This is a genomic window from Acidaminococcus sp. BV3L6 (genome assembly GCF_000468835.1).
Lineage (GTDB): Bacteria > Bacillota > Negativicutes > Acidaminococcales > Acidaminococcaceae > Acidaminococcus > Acidaminococcus intestini.
Genome location: NZ_AWUR01000018.1, coordinates 1 through 17765, shown reverse-complemented (window position 1 = coordinate 17765; position 17765 = coordinate 1). Strand labels below are relative to the sequence as shown.

The following is a 17765-nucleotide window of genomic DNA, read 5'->3' as shown; positions in this document are numbered from 1 at the left end:
TTCACCTTTATTCTACCAGAAAAAAGGCCTTTCATCACCCCATACCCTTTCTTGATTTTCAACACAAAATTAATTACCTAAAATTTGACTTTAGATTAAAAAATCATGGATACCACTGAAAAAAAATAATATACTATAGAAAATGACACCCAAAGGAGTGACGGATTCAATGAAACAATTCTTGAAGAAAACGTTTCCTATACTATTCTTACTTCTAATGCTTGCTCCTACTGCATTCGCAAGCAAAATGAGTTTTGAATGGACTTTAAAAAAATTAAATCGGCTTCAAGGTATCTGGTACTCTATAGAGGACCCGTCTCAAACGGTATCCTTTGACGGTGGTAAATTTGAAGGGAATCAAGTTGTAAGTTTTGATGATGTTGCTGGAGGTAGCACAACTTTTGGCTGCAAGATGGTTCTGGTAGAAAATGGATACATGAGGACCCGTCACCTCTTCGTTCAGGATCTAGGTAGGGATACGCCCCACCAGTATATTGCAATTGACGGCATTCCCTACAGAAAAACAAAAGAGCCTGTATACGGAGAATCGGTCGGTGGAATTTATTTAGGAATGCCATATCAGGATGTCGTAAAATTATATGGGACTCCTGACATGATTGAGAATTCAAGTAACGGGCCTCGTTCTTTTAAAATTGGCTACTCAAAAATTGGGCTCACCGTCAGATTTAGCTTTTCTATCGTTGACAACATTACTCTGTATTCCTATGGCGATCGAAAACTGGATAAAAGCTTATTGAACAGTCACAATTCACTTGATGAATTCAAAGCGGCTTATGGGATTGAAAAATTCCACGAAAAATGGTCGAATTCGATTGGAAACGGCGAGTATATTTGGTTCAATGAATATCCTCAAAGCATTGCGCTTTCCACTTACGCGTTTTAAGATTTACACTTATGGCAAAAAAGAACCCTGCCGCCGGGTCATAATCCTAGCTACAGGGTTCATTTTCTATTTATGCTTTATTTTTGAAATGTATAACGTTTGGCTTGATGGCGCCAATATCGACCAGCTCTTTGCGACTCCTTTCCATCTCCTTCTGATGTTGTGCTTGAAGGATTTCAACTTCCTTCTGTGCATCATCAAATTTGATGTGCGTGTAAACGTTGAGCGTGACGCCTATATCGCTGTGCCCCATCAAATACTGCAAGGTTTTAGCACTGAGGCCGCTCAAGGCCATATTAGTGCAATACGTATGCCGGCAAACGTGAGGCGTTATCTTAGGGAGCTGGTACCGATAGATTTTGTTATATTTTGTAACTGCAGACTTGAACCGATGTTCCCAGTGCATTGCAACTACTGGTTCCCCGTTAAGGTCATAATAAAGAAAGTTGGCATAACCATCAATGATCTTCTCTACCTTCGGGGGCGTTCTTTTCCTCAAGAGTTCTAAAAAACATTGATATACTTCTTCCGTCATTGGCAAAAGCCTGGCGCCTGCCTTTGTTTTGGTAGAAGTAATGTATCGCTTCCCATGCAAGTCCCTCTGCAGTTGTTTATCGACGTTGATTGTCCTGTTCTCAAAATCTATGTCGTTGAGAGTCAGACCACAAAACTCTGAAATACGCAGTCCCGTATGAAAAAGAATGAAAACCGCCTCATAATACCTCTTGTAATAATTATCGTCTTTAAGGAACTGAAGAAAAATTCGCATATCTTTTTTGCTGATGGCCTCTCGCCTAACACTGTCACTGATGAGCACGTTTTTCATTTCGAAATTGAAAGGGTTCCGGAAAAGGATTTCATCATCCACCGCCATCTGAAATGCTGGTCGAACAACACCACGAATACTTTGAATACTACTATATCCTCTCCCATCTGATTTCATCTTGATAAGCCATAACTTGGCATCAGACATTTTGACTTTGCCAATCTGTTTCTTTGAAAACAGTTCCTTCTTCAATGCATTAACCACAAAGTTATAATTGGTTAGGGTATTCGGCTTGACCTCTTTTTTCAAGGAAAGGTATCGCAACACTAATTCCATAACAGTCATATTATCATCAGCGTTATTTGGTGAGATTGCATTTCTAACTTCCAAGCTAGCTTCCATCTCCCGCAATGACTTACAAGGCTTGCGTCCGGCGGGCAGTGGATCAGTGGGTTCTAATTTCCAGCTATAAAAAACTTAATTTTCCCATCTACAGTATACTTGAATTGGTATCTCCCATCAGCACGTACTGTTTCGCCCGCTCGCAGAATCCTGCGTTTCTTATCCCTGCGGATACAGGCTTTCATTCGTTTTTTCATTGATTTTCTCCTTTCTACTTGTTTTGGCATCATATACATCACTCTAAAAGCTGAATAAGTCAACTTATTTAGATGCACGAAGTCTGAAGGAGAAACTTCTCAAATTCCTCACGAATGATAAGGTACTTTCTCCCGTTGAAAACAAAAAATTCGGCCTCTGGTCGTTCTACAACAAGCCCTCTGAGCTTTTTTTCGCTGATATTGAAATAGAGGCTTGCTTCCTTGATGGTCAGCATAAATTTTTGATTTAGTGGAATCCTTGCTGCAAAAGCTTTCGTCATGATGATTCATCCTCCTAGAATTAATCTTCTAGAAGTAACAGGACAAGACAGAAGGGATTGAGTACTTTGGCTCAATTATCAAAGCGCTTTTTATTTCTAAATCCAAAAAGGCCATGGTAGAAAAGCGCTCTCTCCTACCATGGCCTTTTTTAAATGCTAGCAAAAAAATCTTCGTTCACTTCGTATGTAACAACCTCTTTAACCCCAATACCAAACTCGGCAATTTTATCCATAAACTCTTCGCCATCAATTAAATCAATTTGCTTTTTACCGGGTGTTGCCGCCTCTTCTCTGGCTGCATTAGATGATGTACCGGTTGTAATGAAAATTCCCTTTTCTATATCTGTTGTTAAAGAACTTCGAAAATCTCGAATCTCGGCTGACCCAACTGAGCCTTTATAACGTTTACACTGAAAAGCGACCCTAAAACTAAAAATGCCGTTTATTTTTAATTTGCCAGCTCCATCAATGCCACCATCGCCGGATTTCTTGGTGACAGCGACCTGGACAAATTCACATTCTCTCAAGAGACGTTGAGAGAGGCGTTCAAAAGCATATGGGTCCATATTGAGTAATATATCCATAAGGTTTTGACGCCATGTCTGCGATTCATCAAGTAAAGTCGGAGATTCAGCCTCAACTTTTGGTTCTATAATTTATTTTGGGATCATCGTCCGAATTTGCGCAAGTTCTTGTTTTAATGAATCCATTTCCTTCTGCGAATTGATTAATGCCGTACGCAACTGTTTTACCTCTTCTTGTGAAGACGCCACTTGTTGTTCTAATTGTTCTACATGGTGCTTTACTTCTTTATCCGGTGTATACATCATATATTCTCTTTTTTTCGAGGGATTATCCAATTTAATGGTAATTCCAGCATTCCACATCACAGAATTATCTTTACTATATGCAGCTCCGACATTTGCCATAACACTCTCATTAAAATAATGGGCCAGACCTAACGCATATCCTTGTTCCCCTTTATAACTGCCAAAACCTGCCATAATCTGCGTTCGTTCATCAGGATCAAATTGCAACGGTTTGAGCGCAGCCAGTGCAGCATTCATAGCATCACCTTTTCGTGACTCTTCCCGTACATCATGAATGTCACGGGAATTTTGTTCTACAATATTTTTTACATTTCCTATTGTTTCAGCATTTCGTGCCGTTTCCATGGCTACAGAATATAACTGTGACCCATTAATAGCATCGGTACTCGTTTCGCTTATCCGGCCAGCTGCAACATTTGTAATCGTTCGATAAAGAGGTTTTTCAATACGTGTATAATGATCCGTGTCAGACCACTGTAACTGTCCTTGCGCATCTAGCGTCTGATAGGATTTAATACCCTGTCCACCGACACTAACAGTAGCGTGAGCTTCTCCTCCGGCAAAAGCATATTCCCTGCCATTTAATACCATCGACGACGTACTGATTGCTTTATCAGCAATAGAATACGATCCTAAAGCCACGGAATCATCATAATCGACACGTGCATGGGAACCTACCGCCGTTCCTCTCTCTCCTGTAACGGTAGAATAATCACCATACGCGGCAGACGAAGTTCCTGTCGTATAACTTCGAACACCATAAGAAGATGAGTAATTCTCTTTTGCATACGCCCCATTTCCAACAACCGTGGAATGGCTACCTTCTGTACGCGCATATCCTCCAATAGCCACGGAGCCGATTACACCGGCACCATAGGTTTCTTTTAGAGTCCCATTTTCTTCTGTTTTGTTGATAATGGCAGTAACCGCATCTTCGCCAATCGCAATATTTCGATATCCTAAAGCTCTAGCCAGATTGCCGACAGCAATAGCCCCGGAACGGGCGTTCCGTGTGCTTTTGCCTTCACCGGATGTATAGTGACCGTTATCCCAAATGGGATCTGTTTCATAGGATTCATCCGTAAGTCCCGCTTCTGCCAATGTTCCAATAGCAATGGCATTGTCCTGCACGGCTTTTGCATTGACGCCCATTGCAATCGTATAGGTGTCCAGCGCCTTTCCGTAACCAACAGCCGTTGCAATAAGACCGTTGGCCTCGGAATGTTCTCCGACCGCTAGCGAGCCTGCCCCTGTTTGTGTTCCTTTTCTTACAAAACTATCTTCTGCTTTTACCCCCCCCATACACGGACTTATGTATGTAGTTAATAGACACATTGTAACTAATTGAATTTTTTTCATCTTTCTTTTTCCCATTGTGTACACTCCCCAAATTAAATTTTAATTATTTTTATTTAAAAATTTTATAGCTCATAAATAATACCATATCGTAATCTAAATTGCAATAACAAGTTGGACACTCTTCTAGCTCTGCTTAAGCCGCACCCAGACTATAGATTTTATCTAGTTCCTCTGAAAATATCTCCTCTGGACTATGGCAGCCGAGAATCTTGCGAGAAAGGCGGTTGCACCACAGCTCAATTTCAAAGACGTCTTCTGCTGTGTAGGAGTCAATCCGCTTCCCTTTAGGGATAAAACGCCGGATAAGCCCGTTGTGACGTTCTACGGAGCCTTTATCGCACGAGGCGTAGGGATGCGCATAGTATAGAGGGTCTCTGCAGCTTTTTCGAAGTTTGAAAGGTCTGCAAACTCTGAACCATTGTCCGTCGTAATTATTTTGAAGATTCCTCCGAAGTGTTCGCCGTATTCATCCAAGAGTGTTTCGAAGGCAGCCATAACGCTTTTAGCGGATTTGTCTGGCAGCTTAACAATCATGAACTCCCTGGTCTTACGCTCCAAAAGAGTAAGAAGGGCCTCATCTTGGCCGGACTTTGCGCCAATAACTAGATCACATTCCCAATGGCCGAATTCCTTTCGTTCCTCGACTTCTTTAGGCCTTTCTCCAATACTCCGGCCAAGTTTTCGCTTGTTCAGACGAAGCAGATGTTTCTTCGTTTTTCTGCGCAGTTTCATGGGCAGATTGTGATTTCTGATATTCAAGAGTCCCATGTCTACATAGTTGTACAGCGTCTTTGCGCAAACCACCTGATTCCGGGTAAAGTCTCCCGCTATGAGAGCATTGCCCACGCAGACATCAAGGGACCACCCTGTGGAAAAGAACTTATTTTCAATATGCTCGATGAAAGCCTTCTCATCAAGGTAGCTGTAATGATGGCAGGAGGCCTTTCTGTTCTCTTCGTAGACCTTCTGCCCCCTGGAGGCTTTATACCGTCTTTTGGTGCCGTTATAAAGCAGTGTGGATCCGCGCTTGATTTCATTGGATATAGTAGTTGGAGAACAGGTAAGCTCTCTGGCAATGGCTCTTAAGGAATACCCATCTTTCAGGCGAATTTGGATGAGCATCCGATCCTCGTACGAAAGATGTTTTTCCTTTTTGTGCCATTTATGGTGGAATGTGTGTTGCCCATCGTGTCATTCCTCCTAGGATTTGGTCTAGTACTATATTCTAACAGAGGATGCTTCATTATGCGCCTTTTTATATTCCCAAAATGGACTCTTTAGGGGTGTCCAACAAGACAATCTTAATGAAACCACATGAGAAATTGACCAAGGAAGAGCTCATAAAGCTGGAGGGAATCCTTCACTGTTCTCCTCGTCTAAGATGTGCTTACGCGCTAAAATACGCATTTTCCAAAGTACTTCGATTCAAAGATGACACCAATATTTCTTGGGCACTTTCAACATGGATAGACCTGGTAAAAAGCGCTGATTTACCGGAAATGAACTCTCTGGTTAAGTCCTTTACCTACTGGTACGAAGAAATCAAGAGCGCTCTTATCTATCCCTACTCCAACGGCTTTACTGAAGGCTGCAACAATAAAATCAAAGTGTTAAAACGCATCTCATTTGGTCTGCGCAATTTTGAGCGCTTTCGTAATAGGATTTTGTACATTAACACACGCAACGAAAAAGGACACGCACTATCCTCAGTGCATGTCCTCTCCAGGAGTGCATAGATACTTTAGCACTCCAAATTTGACAAAGAACCTTTTTTTATAGCTATAAGCTTTCCGGAATCACGCCACTATGGCGTGGTTTTCAAAAGATACAAAAAGACCTTGCTGGGACTATTACCCATCAAGGTCCACGGAACGATATGGCTGCCACGTCATCAGGATATGCCGCGCACCCGTTTCACACTTTTCCAATGACCGTCTGTTGCCACCGGCATGAATCCCATGAAATGATGCTGCAGCGGAAATCTTCCAGTATGGTTCAAGATGCCCCATATCAGGCAAGAATCATATCGATAAGCGTGCGGATATGGACATCCATCACATCCACAGTAGGGACGGGAAGAGGAAGATTCTTAAAGGCCAGGGGCAGTTCTGTACAGCCAAGGATAATGGCTTGGGCAGAGTGCCTTGTCAGCGTGTCCTCACAATAGGTCTTAAAAAATTGCTGGGTACTATCCTTTACAAGGCCAAGTTCCAATTCATTTTCAATATGATCATTGATTTGTTCCTGGATGTCTGGCTCCGGGACTAAGACATGGATACCCTGGCGTTCCAGTGGTTCCGTTACGAACGTGCCTGACATCGTCGGTTTCGTTCCCAGTAAAAGGACAGATGAAATTTTTTGTTTAAGCAGCGCTTGGGCCGTCGTATCAATCATGCTGATGACGGGGATGGGTGCCCGTTTCCTGATTTCATCAAGAACTACATGGGGCGTGATTCCTGTAAGGGCTGCAAACTCACAGCCTGCCCCAGCAAGATGCTGAAACCCTTCAAGAAGATATTCAGTGAGACCTTCCCGGTCATTTGAAGAAGCATACTGAAGAACGTCAAAAACACTCAGGCTCTCTATCGTCAGATAAGGAAATTTCCCCGTTTTTTTCTCAACCTGGGAGGTAATCGTTTTGTAATAGATAAGGGTTGATTCAGGGCCTGTTCCCCCAATAAGGCCTAATTTTTTCATGTTCTGATTCCTTTTCATTGATATTTGTTAGACGCATCAAACATTCATGGAGTAAAAGTAAGCAAAAAGGCCCATGGGATGCCTGCTTTTTAGATGATAGCCAGTCCAAGGCAATCATAGGACCCCTTTTTTCTCAATGAAGGGACAGATCCAGTTCCTTGATCCATTTTTTAAGGTCTTCTTCACTTACCGTCTTTTAAAATCGTCTGCCTTTCTTCCATTTGGCACCAGGAATCAGGGAGGCAAGGTTTTCCTCACTTTTTTCGATACCACTGGAACCGCTTGTGCAGAAGGGAATGATGGTCTTTCCTGTAAAGTCGAGACTTTCACTGAAAGTATCAATGCTGCGCGGCTCAATCCCCCACCAAATTGGATACCCTAGGAAAATGACTTTCACATCTTGGAAATGCTCAGGCGTTCCCCGCAGTTTAGGTCTGGCGGAGGCATCGTTTTGTTCCCGATTGGCCCGACTGTCCTTGACATTGTAGTCAAGGTCATCTTTGCTGTAGGGAATTTCCGGCGTAATTTCGTAAAGGGTGCCGCCCGTTAGGGCCGCAATTTTTTGGGCCACGGTCCGCGTATTTCCCGTCTGGGAAAAATAGGCAACAAGAACGTCCGGACGCCCTTTGGGTGAAGCTGCCTGCTCTGCGCCTGCCTTCTTGGTGGCCGCCTTTTCTTCGCCGCCGGCTGAAGCACAGCCGCCCATGTAGGCCAGAATAAAGCCCATTAAGAGGATGCCTGCTAGTTTCATGATTCGATTCATGATGATCCGTCCTTTCTTATACAGAAGCTGCCAGAAGCTTTTTCAGTGTGCCCTCACCGACACGGCCATTAAGGATCCGTCCTTCCATAAGGTCTGCATGCGGCCCTGCGGCAGGCTTCAATTTTTCCAACGTCTTTCCAAAACCACTGCCGCCGCTTGTGGCAAATAGGATGATTTTCTTATCGCTGAAATCGTACGCCTTGAGGAAACTCGTGATGATTTTGGGAGCTTCATACCACCAAATCGGAAAGCCCAAAAAAATGACATCATAGGACGCGGGCGCAGCATTGTGGTCCAAAAGTTCCGGTAAAGGCGCCCCGGCCTTTTTTTCCAAAGATGACCGTGAACGAGGATCCATCCAGTCAAGGTCCTTGGCCGTGTAGGGCACTTTGGGGCGGATTTCGTAAAGATCCGCGTCAGCAGCCTCAGCAAGGGCTTTGGCAGCCTTTCGTGTCGTTCCAGTTGCACTGAAATAGGCAACGAGGATTTTTTTCATGGAAAGCACCTTCCTTCTCACAAAACCCTAACAGTTTCTACAAGAGGTTTTCTTGATGTATGATTCAAAAGAGGTCCGCCGCCTTCTCCTCTATAGCCTAAATCAAGAAGGAGCACAAGGTCTTCGTTTTCCGGAAGGGTCAAGGCCTTTTTGAGTTTTTCTGGATCAAAGAAATTGACCCAGCAGCTGTCGACTCCCACATTTTTTGCCGCAAGCATCATATGGACGCCCACAATCGAGGCATCTTCGGCCCCGGAATCGCGGGTATCTCCCGGATAATGGAAGACACTGTTCCGATCATAGGCTACGGCAAGGACAACAGGAGCCCCATAACGGCAGGGCGTTATGCTGTCAAGGGCCGCAAGGGCCTTGGGGGAAGTAAGGACGTAAACGCGCTGAGCCTGGGCATTTTTTGCCGTTGGGGCTAAGCGCCCCGCCTCAAGGATGGCTGTAAGGACACTCTCATCGATGGGACGGCCATCAAACTTTTTGCAGGAATATCGCTCTTTTATGAGATTCAAGAATTCCATGGCTATCGCACTCCTTTGAAATGAATCCTGACGCACTGTTAGCAAATACAGTATGTCACGCTTTTTAGGCAGGGTCAAGATGCCGCGCCATACCTTTTGAGCTCAGTCTTTCATGCTCAAAACGCAAAAAAATCACCCTGCCAAAGAGGCAGGGTGATTTCTTGATCAAAAGCTCCAGCGCAGTCCCACATCCCAGCTCCAGTTCTCATCGTAGCTGGAACCATCGCCCCGTTCAAGGTCGAAATAGGCCTGCAGACCGTCATTGATTTTATAGGCGCCGCCCAGTCCATAGGAGAACCAGGTATCGCCATAATCTTCATGGACGCGCAGCCGGTCCGTATCCACGGACATGACCGTCACATGGTTGCCGCCAAAGTCATGGTACCAGTTGGCTTTCGCATAGACCGTAACGCGCGGGCTTTCATACCCAGCCCGGGCTCCAATCCGTCCCAGGGCGGTGTTCATGCTTTCGCCTTCCACGTGCACCCCGTTCGAATCGGTGAAGGCATCATTCCGGAAGTGTCCCAGGACAACCTGGGCCTGCGGCTCCACAAACCAGCCCTTTTCGTCCTTTTTCTTGTAGCCATATTCGGCCCCGAAGGAAAAGCCCGTACTGTTCGACTGACCGTCAATGAATCGGCCAAGACCGGTATAACCAAATTCATTTTCATACCGTGACCCTTTGAGGCTGAGGTCAAGGTACTGCCCGTTTTTCCAGACTTGCGTATCGTAAAGGCCTAGGGTATAGCCCTTGAGGTCCCCTTTCCCTGACACGTAGGTTGCATCGCCATCAAGGTAGGCAAAGCCCACACCGATGACGTGCTCCTTCGTGTCCGTCTTCTTATGGAGCCAGTCGTAGCCCACTTCGTACTCATTATACTTGGAGTCAACAAGAAAATCGCTCTCGCGGCTGAATTTCTTACCCTTGCCCCGAGCCCAGATCCCGTTATCCGTATTGTCCGTAAGGGACCCGTCCGCTTCGCCCATGCGGCGGAAGAGCGTATCCATGTCGCTTCTCCAAAGAAGGTAGTTGCCTCCCGTAATGCCGCCAAGGTTCCGGACCACCGTCGTGTGGTGCCCTTCGTCATTTGTTGGAGCCTTCGTAAAGCCCTTGAGGTACCAATCGGTGCTGTAGCCATCTGTCACGTTGTCGCTGGTACTTGCAAGTTCAAGGTTGTAGTAGTAGAGAGCCGCTTCCGTTTCGCTGTCGCTCACAAAGGATCCCTGTTCCTCGCCAACGCTCACAAGGACCGTTCCAAGGGCGCCGGACCAGGTATTGGACGTGCTCTCAAGATGCAGGTCCGTCGTTCCCGTATGGCTCCCCATGACATAGACATGGTCGTTGCCCGTATTGGTCGACCCATCAGCGTCAAGATAGAGCGTTGCGCCGTCACCGGCAAAGGAACCTGCCGTCAGCGTCTCACCCAGCCTGCCGTCCATAAGGCTAACAGACCCCCCCTCTGCGTTCAGGGTACTGACAGTAGAAGAATCCGTCAAATTCCACGTGGCGCCGCCTGCAAGATTCAAGACGAGGTCGTTTGTCGCCAGATCTTCGATGGAGTCATCCGAAGTTGTTCCCATAAACGTATTGGCAATGGACGCCGTAAGAGTGCCTCCATGTAATGTCGCGAGGCTGCCTGTTACCGTATCCGCTGTAAGCGTAATCTTTGCTCCCGTATTCACAGCCGTGACAGATCCCGTTACATTTCCTACGTCTGCCGTAATGGAAGCAGGTGAATCATCTTCGGCATAGAGATTGCCGATGACAGAGCCCGCAGTAAGGGTAATATCAGAGTCAATGGCACTTACATCGCCTGTCAGCGTCCCACCGATTGAAGCCTTGATGAGGCTGCGGTCCGTTGCTTTGAGGTTCCCAACAAGAGAATCCGAAAGAGTTGCCGTCAGTGTGCTGTCTGGACCTTCTGCACTAAGGTCGCCCTTGGCAGAAGCCGCTGTGAGAGAAAGGGTGCCCGCATTTTTTGTAATCTCATTAGGTTTTCTGTCCCACTTGGCCGTCGCGTTTCCCGTATAGACATCTGAAACAACAGCCGTTACCGTACCAGCATCGGCCAAAAGGTCACCAGTCAGGGTCTTTGTCACCCCAGCCGTACCGATGGCGACCAGCGATCCTTTTCCTTCTGCCTTGGCTCCATTTTTTAAGGTAATCTCCTTGCCGTCGAGCTTCACTTGGGTATTTACGGTACTGCTGAACCATTCGCTGGACTGGACCTCCCCTGTTACGGAAAGGGACTCTGTTTGGCTGCTGCCAAGGACCAGTAAACCGCCGCTTGACGCTCTTACAGGAGACATAAAAGAATCCCATGGTTTTTCTTCCGTCTGGGATATGGTTACTCCATCCACGATGAGGGATGCCAGGCTTCCATAAGCATCTATCTTGCTATCTAAGGTCACGGCATCAGCGGTAATCGTTGTCTCAAGAAATTTCGGTGAAGATGGATGACTCCATACACGAATCGGACCATGACTTTCTACAGAACTTGTCCCAGCGCCACCGATGGTGGCCGTTCCACCCCATTGATGATAATAATCGAGGTTTTTTGTACCAAGAACAATATGCTGGCCTTTGACTGTAAAATCTGACGCTCGGATTGCAATCCCGTCCCCCACATGAACGGATTCCGTTGCGTCACTGCCAATCGTTACGGAACTTCCATTTACTGCATAGATATATTCATGTCCTATCTCATTCGTCGTGCCGCTGTCGGTTGCTGCTTCATCCTTAAAAACAATCTGTTTTCCCAGCACAGTCAAGGAAGCGTGATTTAGCGTATTTGTTTTCTTAAGGGTAACGAGACGGGTCTCTTCCGTACCGAAGGTTGTCTCCCCCTCATTATATGTATTGACCGCATCCGTTGTAATCTGGGAACCCCGAAGCGTTGTGGCAGCTCCTGCTCCAACGGTGCGAAGCTCTCCGGAAACCTTGACAACATCCGTACTTTCCGAGCCGATTTGAACCGTGCCGCCTGCATAGGCCGTACCGGTGTCATTCGACGGGATGATCCCACCTTCCGTATTTCCGTTAAAGATTCCCTTTGGTACGGTAACGGCGATGTTTTTGCCGGAAAGGGTCAGGGACGCTTTTGAGCCACCAGCCGCGGACGATCCGTCAACTGCAATGGCAGCCCCATCATCCGAATTTTCTACAGCTATCGTAAGGGACTCTGTTTCATCACTGCCATAGCTATAGGACGCACCATCTTTGACCGCTATGCTTGTCGTTTCTTTGATTTCGATAGGATCAGCCGCATACGCAGTTCCTGATGATACGGTCAGCAAAATAGCAAAGGTCAGCAGTGCTCCCCTTTTTCCACTTCTTCCCTGCATCTTTCTTCCTCCTCTACAGCAACAGGTCAATTGGAAGATGTCAAATCTTCTTTTTTTTACCTCTTTCTGCTAGTTATCTATTCTTTGATTATAACATATGGAATCGCTTATGATAAATTTCTTTTGATCATAGTATATGTCAACAGGTTCTCAAAAGACCCCTATAAGATTGTGCCGCAGCCTCATTACAAACAGAAAATGGAGCTTACGTGGCCTATGGCTGCGCGGCTTTCCGTATCCCCATCAATTCCCCCGTTTCTCATTCCCACATATGGAACCATAAGAGATTTCTTGAGAGCACTCCTCAAGGCTTTTCGCAGCGCCGCGCTCTTCGGGACTTCTACGGGCGTAACCTTGCTGAAAAGCCGGCTTCCAGCTTACCATTTTGCAGGCCCGCAAGGACCCTAGCCATGGCTAAGCAGCCTTCTTTTCCCCAGCACCGGCCTTCTTTTTTCATCCCGTAGGCATACGGTCTGTAGTTACTCACGCGCGTCCCATAGCACCTCACCGATTTTTCCAGTCCCTTGCGCATAAAGTGAAGACTCAGCCTGTCCCAGTTTCTCGTTAAATCGCCGCGAAGGCGGCAGAAAGGTTCAGATGCCCTTATTCATCTCAAATTCGTTCTTGGCCCCCTTTATTATGTTGATGACAGAGACAATCGATTCCATGGGAGACCTTCCTTTGTTTCGATAAGCAGTGTCTGGACAACACGCTTTCAACGTTCGCAGTCTCCCCTTTATTATGCAAATATGATCTGTACCTACCGAGAAACATGGTACGCTTAGTTCATTAAGAGTGCCCCCATGAAGGGCGCACAAAAGGACTCAAAGCAATGAAAAATGCTTTGAGTCCTCTTCTAAACAATCATATTTTATTTCGTAATCAGAAGCTGTAACGGACGCCGAGACTCCATTGCCACGGAGCCGCTACATTGCCGCCGCATGTCTTTTCAGCATCAATGTAGAGATACGTTGCTTTGTTAAGGTTCAAATTGGCGCCAATGCCCACTTCCCACCAGCCGCCGCCAATGTCATCACTAAACCGTTCCTTAGCGCCCTTATAGGTCATGTTCGTTATAGTGTCACCATCAAAGTCGTAAAGGTAAGAAGCTTTGGCATAGAGGTGACCAGCCTTGATGTCCCTACCTAAGACCATGCCCAGACGGCCAACTAAGCTGCCAGCACTGTCGCTATAGACTTTGACGCCGTTTTTGGTCAAGAAATCAGCTGCACTGACACGCCCATAGGTCAGTTCGGCCTGCGGTTCGATCCAGAGGCCGCCTTTTCCGTGGAACCGTTTACCATATTCAGCACTGACACTGAAGGCGTCGTTGTCGTAGCTGGCACTGCCGGCACCGTGGAAGGTTTCATAGTCCGTATCTATATGGGTATACTTGGCAATAAGGTCGATGAAACTTCCATCATCAGCAAGGTAGGACCCATAGATGGCAGCGCCGTCATGGTCGTTATCCGCCGTGCCGCGGTAGAAGGACGTCGTCCCGTCGGTCTTGCTGTAGGCAGCACCAACGGTCCAGTTGCTGCCGACTTTCGTATCCCAGCCCACTTGATAGTAGCTATACTGGTTCTTCATGCTTCTTACGCCGTATTTTATCTGGCCGCGGACCATACGAACCCAGAGACCTTGCTGGCCTTTGCTGTCACGCAGTTCACCCAAACGCTTATACATATCGTTGTTTTCCTGACGCCAGGTCATGAGGTTCATTGCAGCAAGCGAGGCAATGGCCACATTCGTCTTATTCGGCGTATAAGTTAACTTTACCTTCCCATCCGTCGCGTTATGTTTGGAACTGTCGGCGCCGCTTTCGTCGGTCTTACCGGAATCAGTACCACTCGTGCCATCTTCGTGCTTTGTATCATCCGTCTTATGGGCATCCTTATCAGTCTTCGGATCAGCATCTTCCTTATCTCCCGAGCCCGTGTCTTTTGGCGGTTGTTCGTCGGTCTTACCGGGATCAGTTTTATCCGTTCCATCTTTGGGCTTTACGGCATCATCCGGCTTGGAAGCGTCTGTATCCGCCTTCGGATCGGCATCTGCCTTATCTCCTGAGCCCGTGTCTTTTGGCGGTTGTTCGTCGGTCTTACCGGAATCGGTTCCGTCTTTGGGTTTCACGGCATCATCCGTCTTGGGAGCGTCTGTATCACCCTTGGGGTTGATATCTTCCTTATCGCTTGAGCCCGTTTCTTTTGGCGGTTGTTCATCGGTCTTACCGGAATCGGTTCCGTCTTTGGGTTTCACGGCATCATCCGTCTTGGGAGCGTCTGTATCACCCTTGGGGTTGATATCTTCCTTATCGCTTGCATCCTTTTCTTTTGGCGGTTGTGGCATCTGTACTTTGCCATCCACCACCTCAAGTTTATAGCTGCCAGCGAGGACACCTTCAGCAGTCGTCACGTGGTTAGCTACACTTATGCCTTTTTCATTTCGTGTAATATCAGCAAGCTTTTGGGCAACTGTATGATCCTTCTGGATGTCATCGGCCATCCCACCCGTTCCGTGAACGGTCAAGTCTGTTTCATCAGATTTTTTCTTGATGGTCATCGTATGATCCAAGGATTCCGTATTCACCGTAAGAGAAGTTCCATAAACGTTGTCAACAATGATTTTCTTTGCTCCGTCGCCAAGGTTAATGATGCCATCCGTGCTATGAACACGATTCACGAAGGAATCACCGGTTACGTTCCAATGAGCCCCTTTGCTGAGAGAAAGAGAAAAGCCACTGATTGGTCCGTAAAAAAGGATTCCCACTGTCAGGAGCAGCAAGATTCTCGGCACCCTGGCCATCCTTCTGGTAGGCACATCCTGTCCAGGATGATTTGCTTCCTGAAAGATTCAGGTTGATATAAGAATTAACCAAACTCTTATCAACTTTGCCTTCAGTTGCCTTGTCCAGCGTTTCAAATTGAATATCACCATGAATAACCGTCGTATGGGCACCATCCACATTGATGTTGACTATCGAATTCTCGCGGGCATCGATAGCCGTAGGGGCCGTAATCATCGTATCGCCCGTAATATCGATTTTTCCGTTGGCGAAGCCGTAAATAGCTGTATCAGCAGCCCCTGCAGCCGTAAGCTTGATGGTGTCAGCAACAACAGCAATGGAAGCCACATCTTCCGGTACCGTTTCATATTGGGTGGTATGTTGAACATAAAGTGCCCCACATGATTCCCTGTTTGACGTAATAGAAATCTCCTTAGCTTTCAGGGTAAGATGGGGAGCCTTATATTTCGAAGGGATCGAGGTAATAGACCGAACGGCGTCCTTATTTACACTGGTTTCAATGGTCATTTTTTCCGTAGTATCACTGCCGACAGTAACATTGGCTCCATCATATGCCATGACGGCATCAGACTTGATGTTTCTTCCCGTCACTACGAGGTCAACGTGAACATCATTGCTTTTAGCACCAGCGTCATCACCATAAATGGCCCAATTACGGCCCTTAAATGTTGTAAATTCTACGTCACTGCCATCCTTACCCAATTTTACAACAGAAGTAGGATCAAGAAATTCATTGGCCTCTGTTTTCTTTCCATCAAGAGTACCCGGACCAACATAGGCTTTTGCCGCGCTGACAATCCTTGGCACAACTATAATTCCGCCCATCAATATCGCGCCCAAAACTGCTTTCTTTTTCCTATTCCCCATCTTGTAAATGACCTCCTCGAATATTTGCAAGCCGCATTCGTTCCTCATTCTTGATAAGAGTCAGATAATTTATTTTGTTATATAAAAAATAGTCTTTTGAAGTCCCAAAAGACATAAAGGAAGATGATCCTTGACCTCAAAAACTCGGTTAGTATATTGTCTGAAAAACACTTGGGTATATACCTCTTTGACGGGAAGATTTTACCTTTTTAATCGTAAAATTACAAGATTACTAGGTGTCATTTTTTACACTCTGTTGCATCTTACTTACGTTTCCTTAATAAAGTTGTTTTATTCTGAATAATCAGTCAGTTGTAAGATGACCGCTGTTACCCCTTTACGTTTTCTGCACGCTGCTTATCAATAAGCCATGTATCACGCGAATGGATTTCGAAATTATGAAAGTCCTCACCCCGTATTCCCTATGACCTAAAAAATGACCCCTATACCCCTTTACTATCGAAAAAGGACTCAAGGCGATTTTCTTCACTTGAGTCCTCGTAAGATTCGCCATCATTTTATGGCCACACAACAATCTATCATTTTCAATCCAGATCCGTCCGGAAACTCTAGCTCCTTTGCTTATCCGTCTAATCCAAGTCTCATAGCTAGACTCATAGTCAGCCTTATCTTAATCACTGTAAATCTTCCTAGAAACAATCCAAAAACTGTCCTTGGATGGATTTCTTCAATAAGACAAAGTAGAGGATGTAAGGTAACGATTTTCGGGGCCTATTAAGTGGCTAATTTGAAACGTATCCTAAGATATGCCAACGGATAATCGAGTAGGAAGGATTGCCAAATGAAAATCCCAATCTCTCACACCACCGTGCGTACCGTTTGGTACACGGATGGTTTCCTCGTTTTCATAAACGTGCGTTAATAGGCCCCCATGGTTATGTAACGAAGGGAGGCTATTTGTTTTACCTTGTGGTAACGCGGCATTCAAATTGTCTTGCGTCAAGAGTTACCCCAGCAGACTGCCCGCTCATAAGGTTGCAATGGTGTCGCTGTATTCGGCAATGGGTAGGCGTTCCCGCATATCCTTGCTGCTTGGCAGCTGCCTTTTGCGGGCAACCTTCTTCATGAAGTTTTCTGCTTTCAATTTCCTGTTTGACTTCCTTCATTGACTGACATCTCCTAGGATTCGGTCCGTCCTGTACTACGGCCTCGGCTGATTCCTCACGATAAATCTTGTTTGGGCCATGGCCGCCAACTTCACGGCTCCAGCCATGTCCGTGAGGCCTTCCCAGGTAAGAATCATATCCTTTTTTCTCCATTCACCTGCCGCATCTACCCTTTGGGATTCCGGGGCGTTATAGGAATTCAGTCTGTTTGGTGGCCTTCTCCATCCCAAATTGGCCTCATGCGATTTCTGTTCGTCAGGTCAGAGATTTGCCTGCTCCTTCCTTCGGGTTCCACCTTACGATGTTGCCTTTGATGTTCGGCCATGACTTTCCCACAACTAGGGCAATCCAGGGACTTTCACTCTTACGAGTGCGCCCATGCCGGGCGCACCAAAAAT

12 protein-coding genes and 2 pseudogenes are annotated in these 17765 nt (G+C 46.3%); 2 read left to right on the top strand and 12 right to left on the bottom strand.

Translation table 11 applies throughout. From position 1 onward, the window contains the following. The first annotated feature begins 169 nt into the window (after nucleotides 1-169). Nucleotides 170-904, top strand: a complete 735-nt coding sequence (locus tag HMPREF1246_RS03890) for a hypothetical protein (protein WP_021736767.1) — start codon at nucleotides 170-172, stop codon at nucleotides 902-904. Between the two features lie 70 nt (nucleotides 905-974). Here the strand turns inward: HMPREF1246_RS03890 and HMPREF1246_RS03885 are convergent. From HMPREF1246_RS03885 to HMPREF1246_RS03865, 5 genes and pseudogenes are all read right to left on the bottom strand, one after another. Continuing rightward, nucleotides 975-2269: pseudogene (locus tag HMPREF1246_RS03885) on the bottom strand (tyrosine-type recombinase/integrase). Between the two features lie 68 nt (nucleotides 2270-2337). Then, a complete protein-coding gene (locus HMPREF1246_RS03880) occupies nucleotides 2338-2550 on the bottom strand; it encodes an excisionase (RefSeq protein WP_021736757.1) in 213 nt (70 codons plus the stop codon). A gap of 149 nt (nucleotides 2551-2699) precedes the next feature. After that, nucleotides 2700-3134, bottom strand: coding sequence for a restriction endonuclease (locus HMPREF1246_RS03875; protein WP_081690368.1), 435 nt, complete (start codon nucleotides 3132-3134; stop codon nucleotides 2700-2702). A 72-nt stretch (nucleotides 3135-3206) separates the two neighbouring features. Next, nucleotides 3207-4754 (bottom strand): YadA-like family protein, encoded by a 1548-nt coding sequence (locus tag HMPREF1246_RS03870; RefSeq protein WP_051296781.1) that lies wholly within the window; start codon nucleotides 4752-4754, stop codon nucleotides 3207-3209. Between the two features lie 118 nt (nucleotides 4755-4872). Beyond that, nucleotides 4873-5926: pseudogene (locus HMPREF1246_RS03865) on the bottom strand (IS30 family transposase). A 48-nt stretch (nucleotides 5927-5974) separates the two neighbouring features. Here HMPREF1246_RS03865 and HMPREF1246_RS10225 point away from each other — a divergent pair. Next, a complete protein-coding gene (locus HMPREF1246_RS10225) occupies nucleotides 5975-6475 on the top strand; it encodes a transposase (protein WP_369794614.1) in 501 nt (166 codons plus the stop codon). Between the two features lie 274 nt (nucleotides 6476-6749). Here the strand turns inward: HMPREF1246_RS10225 and HMPREF1246_RS03855 are convergent, their stop codons facing one another. The 7 genes from HMPREF1246_RS03855 to HMPREF1246_RS10560 form a co-directional block, all read right to left on the bottom strand. Next, on the bottom strand, nucleotides 6750-7436 hold the full coding sequence (locus HMPREF1246_RS03855; RefSeq protein WP_021736765.1) for an aspartate/glutamate racemase family protein: 687 nt from the start codon (nucleotides 7434-7436) through the stop codon (nucleotides 6750-6752). A gap of 196 nt (nucleotides 7437-7632) precedes the next feature. Beyond that, nucleotides 7633-8199, bottom strand: coding sequence for a flavodoxin (locus HMPREF1246_RS03850; RefSeq protein WP_021736772.1), 567 nt, complete (start codon nucleotides 8197-8199; stop codon nucleotides 7633-7635). Between the two features lie 16 nt (nucleotides 8200-8215). Next, nucleotides 8216-8695, bottom strand: coding sequence for a flavodoxin (locus HMPREF1246_RS03845; RefSeq protein ID WP_016459678.1), 480 nt, complete (start codon nucleotides 8693-8695; stop codon nucleotides 8216-8218). Between the two features lie 17 nt (nucleotides 8696-8712). Next, nucleotides 8713-9225 (bottom strand): nitroreductase family protein, encoded by a 513-nt coding sequence (locus HMPREF1246_RS03840; RefSeq protein ID WP_009015528.1) that lies wholly within the window; start codon nucleotides 9223-9225, stop codon nucleotides 8713-8715. Between the two features lie 165 nt (nucleotides 9226-9390). Beyond that, on the bottom strand, nucleotides 9391-12570 hold the full coding sequence (locus HMPREF1246_RS10770) for an autotransporter outer membrane beta-barrel domain-containing protein (protein WP_021736759.1): 3180 nt from the start codon (nucleotides 12568-12570) through the stop codon (nucleotides 9391-9393). An 882-nt stretch (nucleotides 12571-13452) separates the two neighbouring features. After that, a complete protein-coding gene (locus HMPREF1246_RS03820; protein ID WP_196800419.1) occupies nucleotides 13453-15363 on the bottom strand; it encodes an autotransporter outer membrane beta-barrel domain-containing protein in 1911 nt (636 codons plus the stop codon). Then, nucleotides 15257-16240, bottom strand: a complete 984-nt coding sequence (locus HMPREF1246_RS10560; RefSeq protein WP_021736764.1) for a hypothetical protein — start codon at nucleotides 16238-16240, stop codon at nucleotides 15257-15259. The genes HMPREF1246_RS03820 and HMPREF1246_RS10560 overlap by 107 nt, the downstream gene beginning before the upstream one ends. Nucleotides 16241-17765 lie beyond the last annotated feature (1525 nt).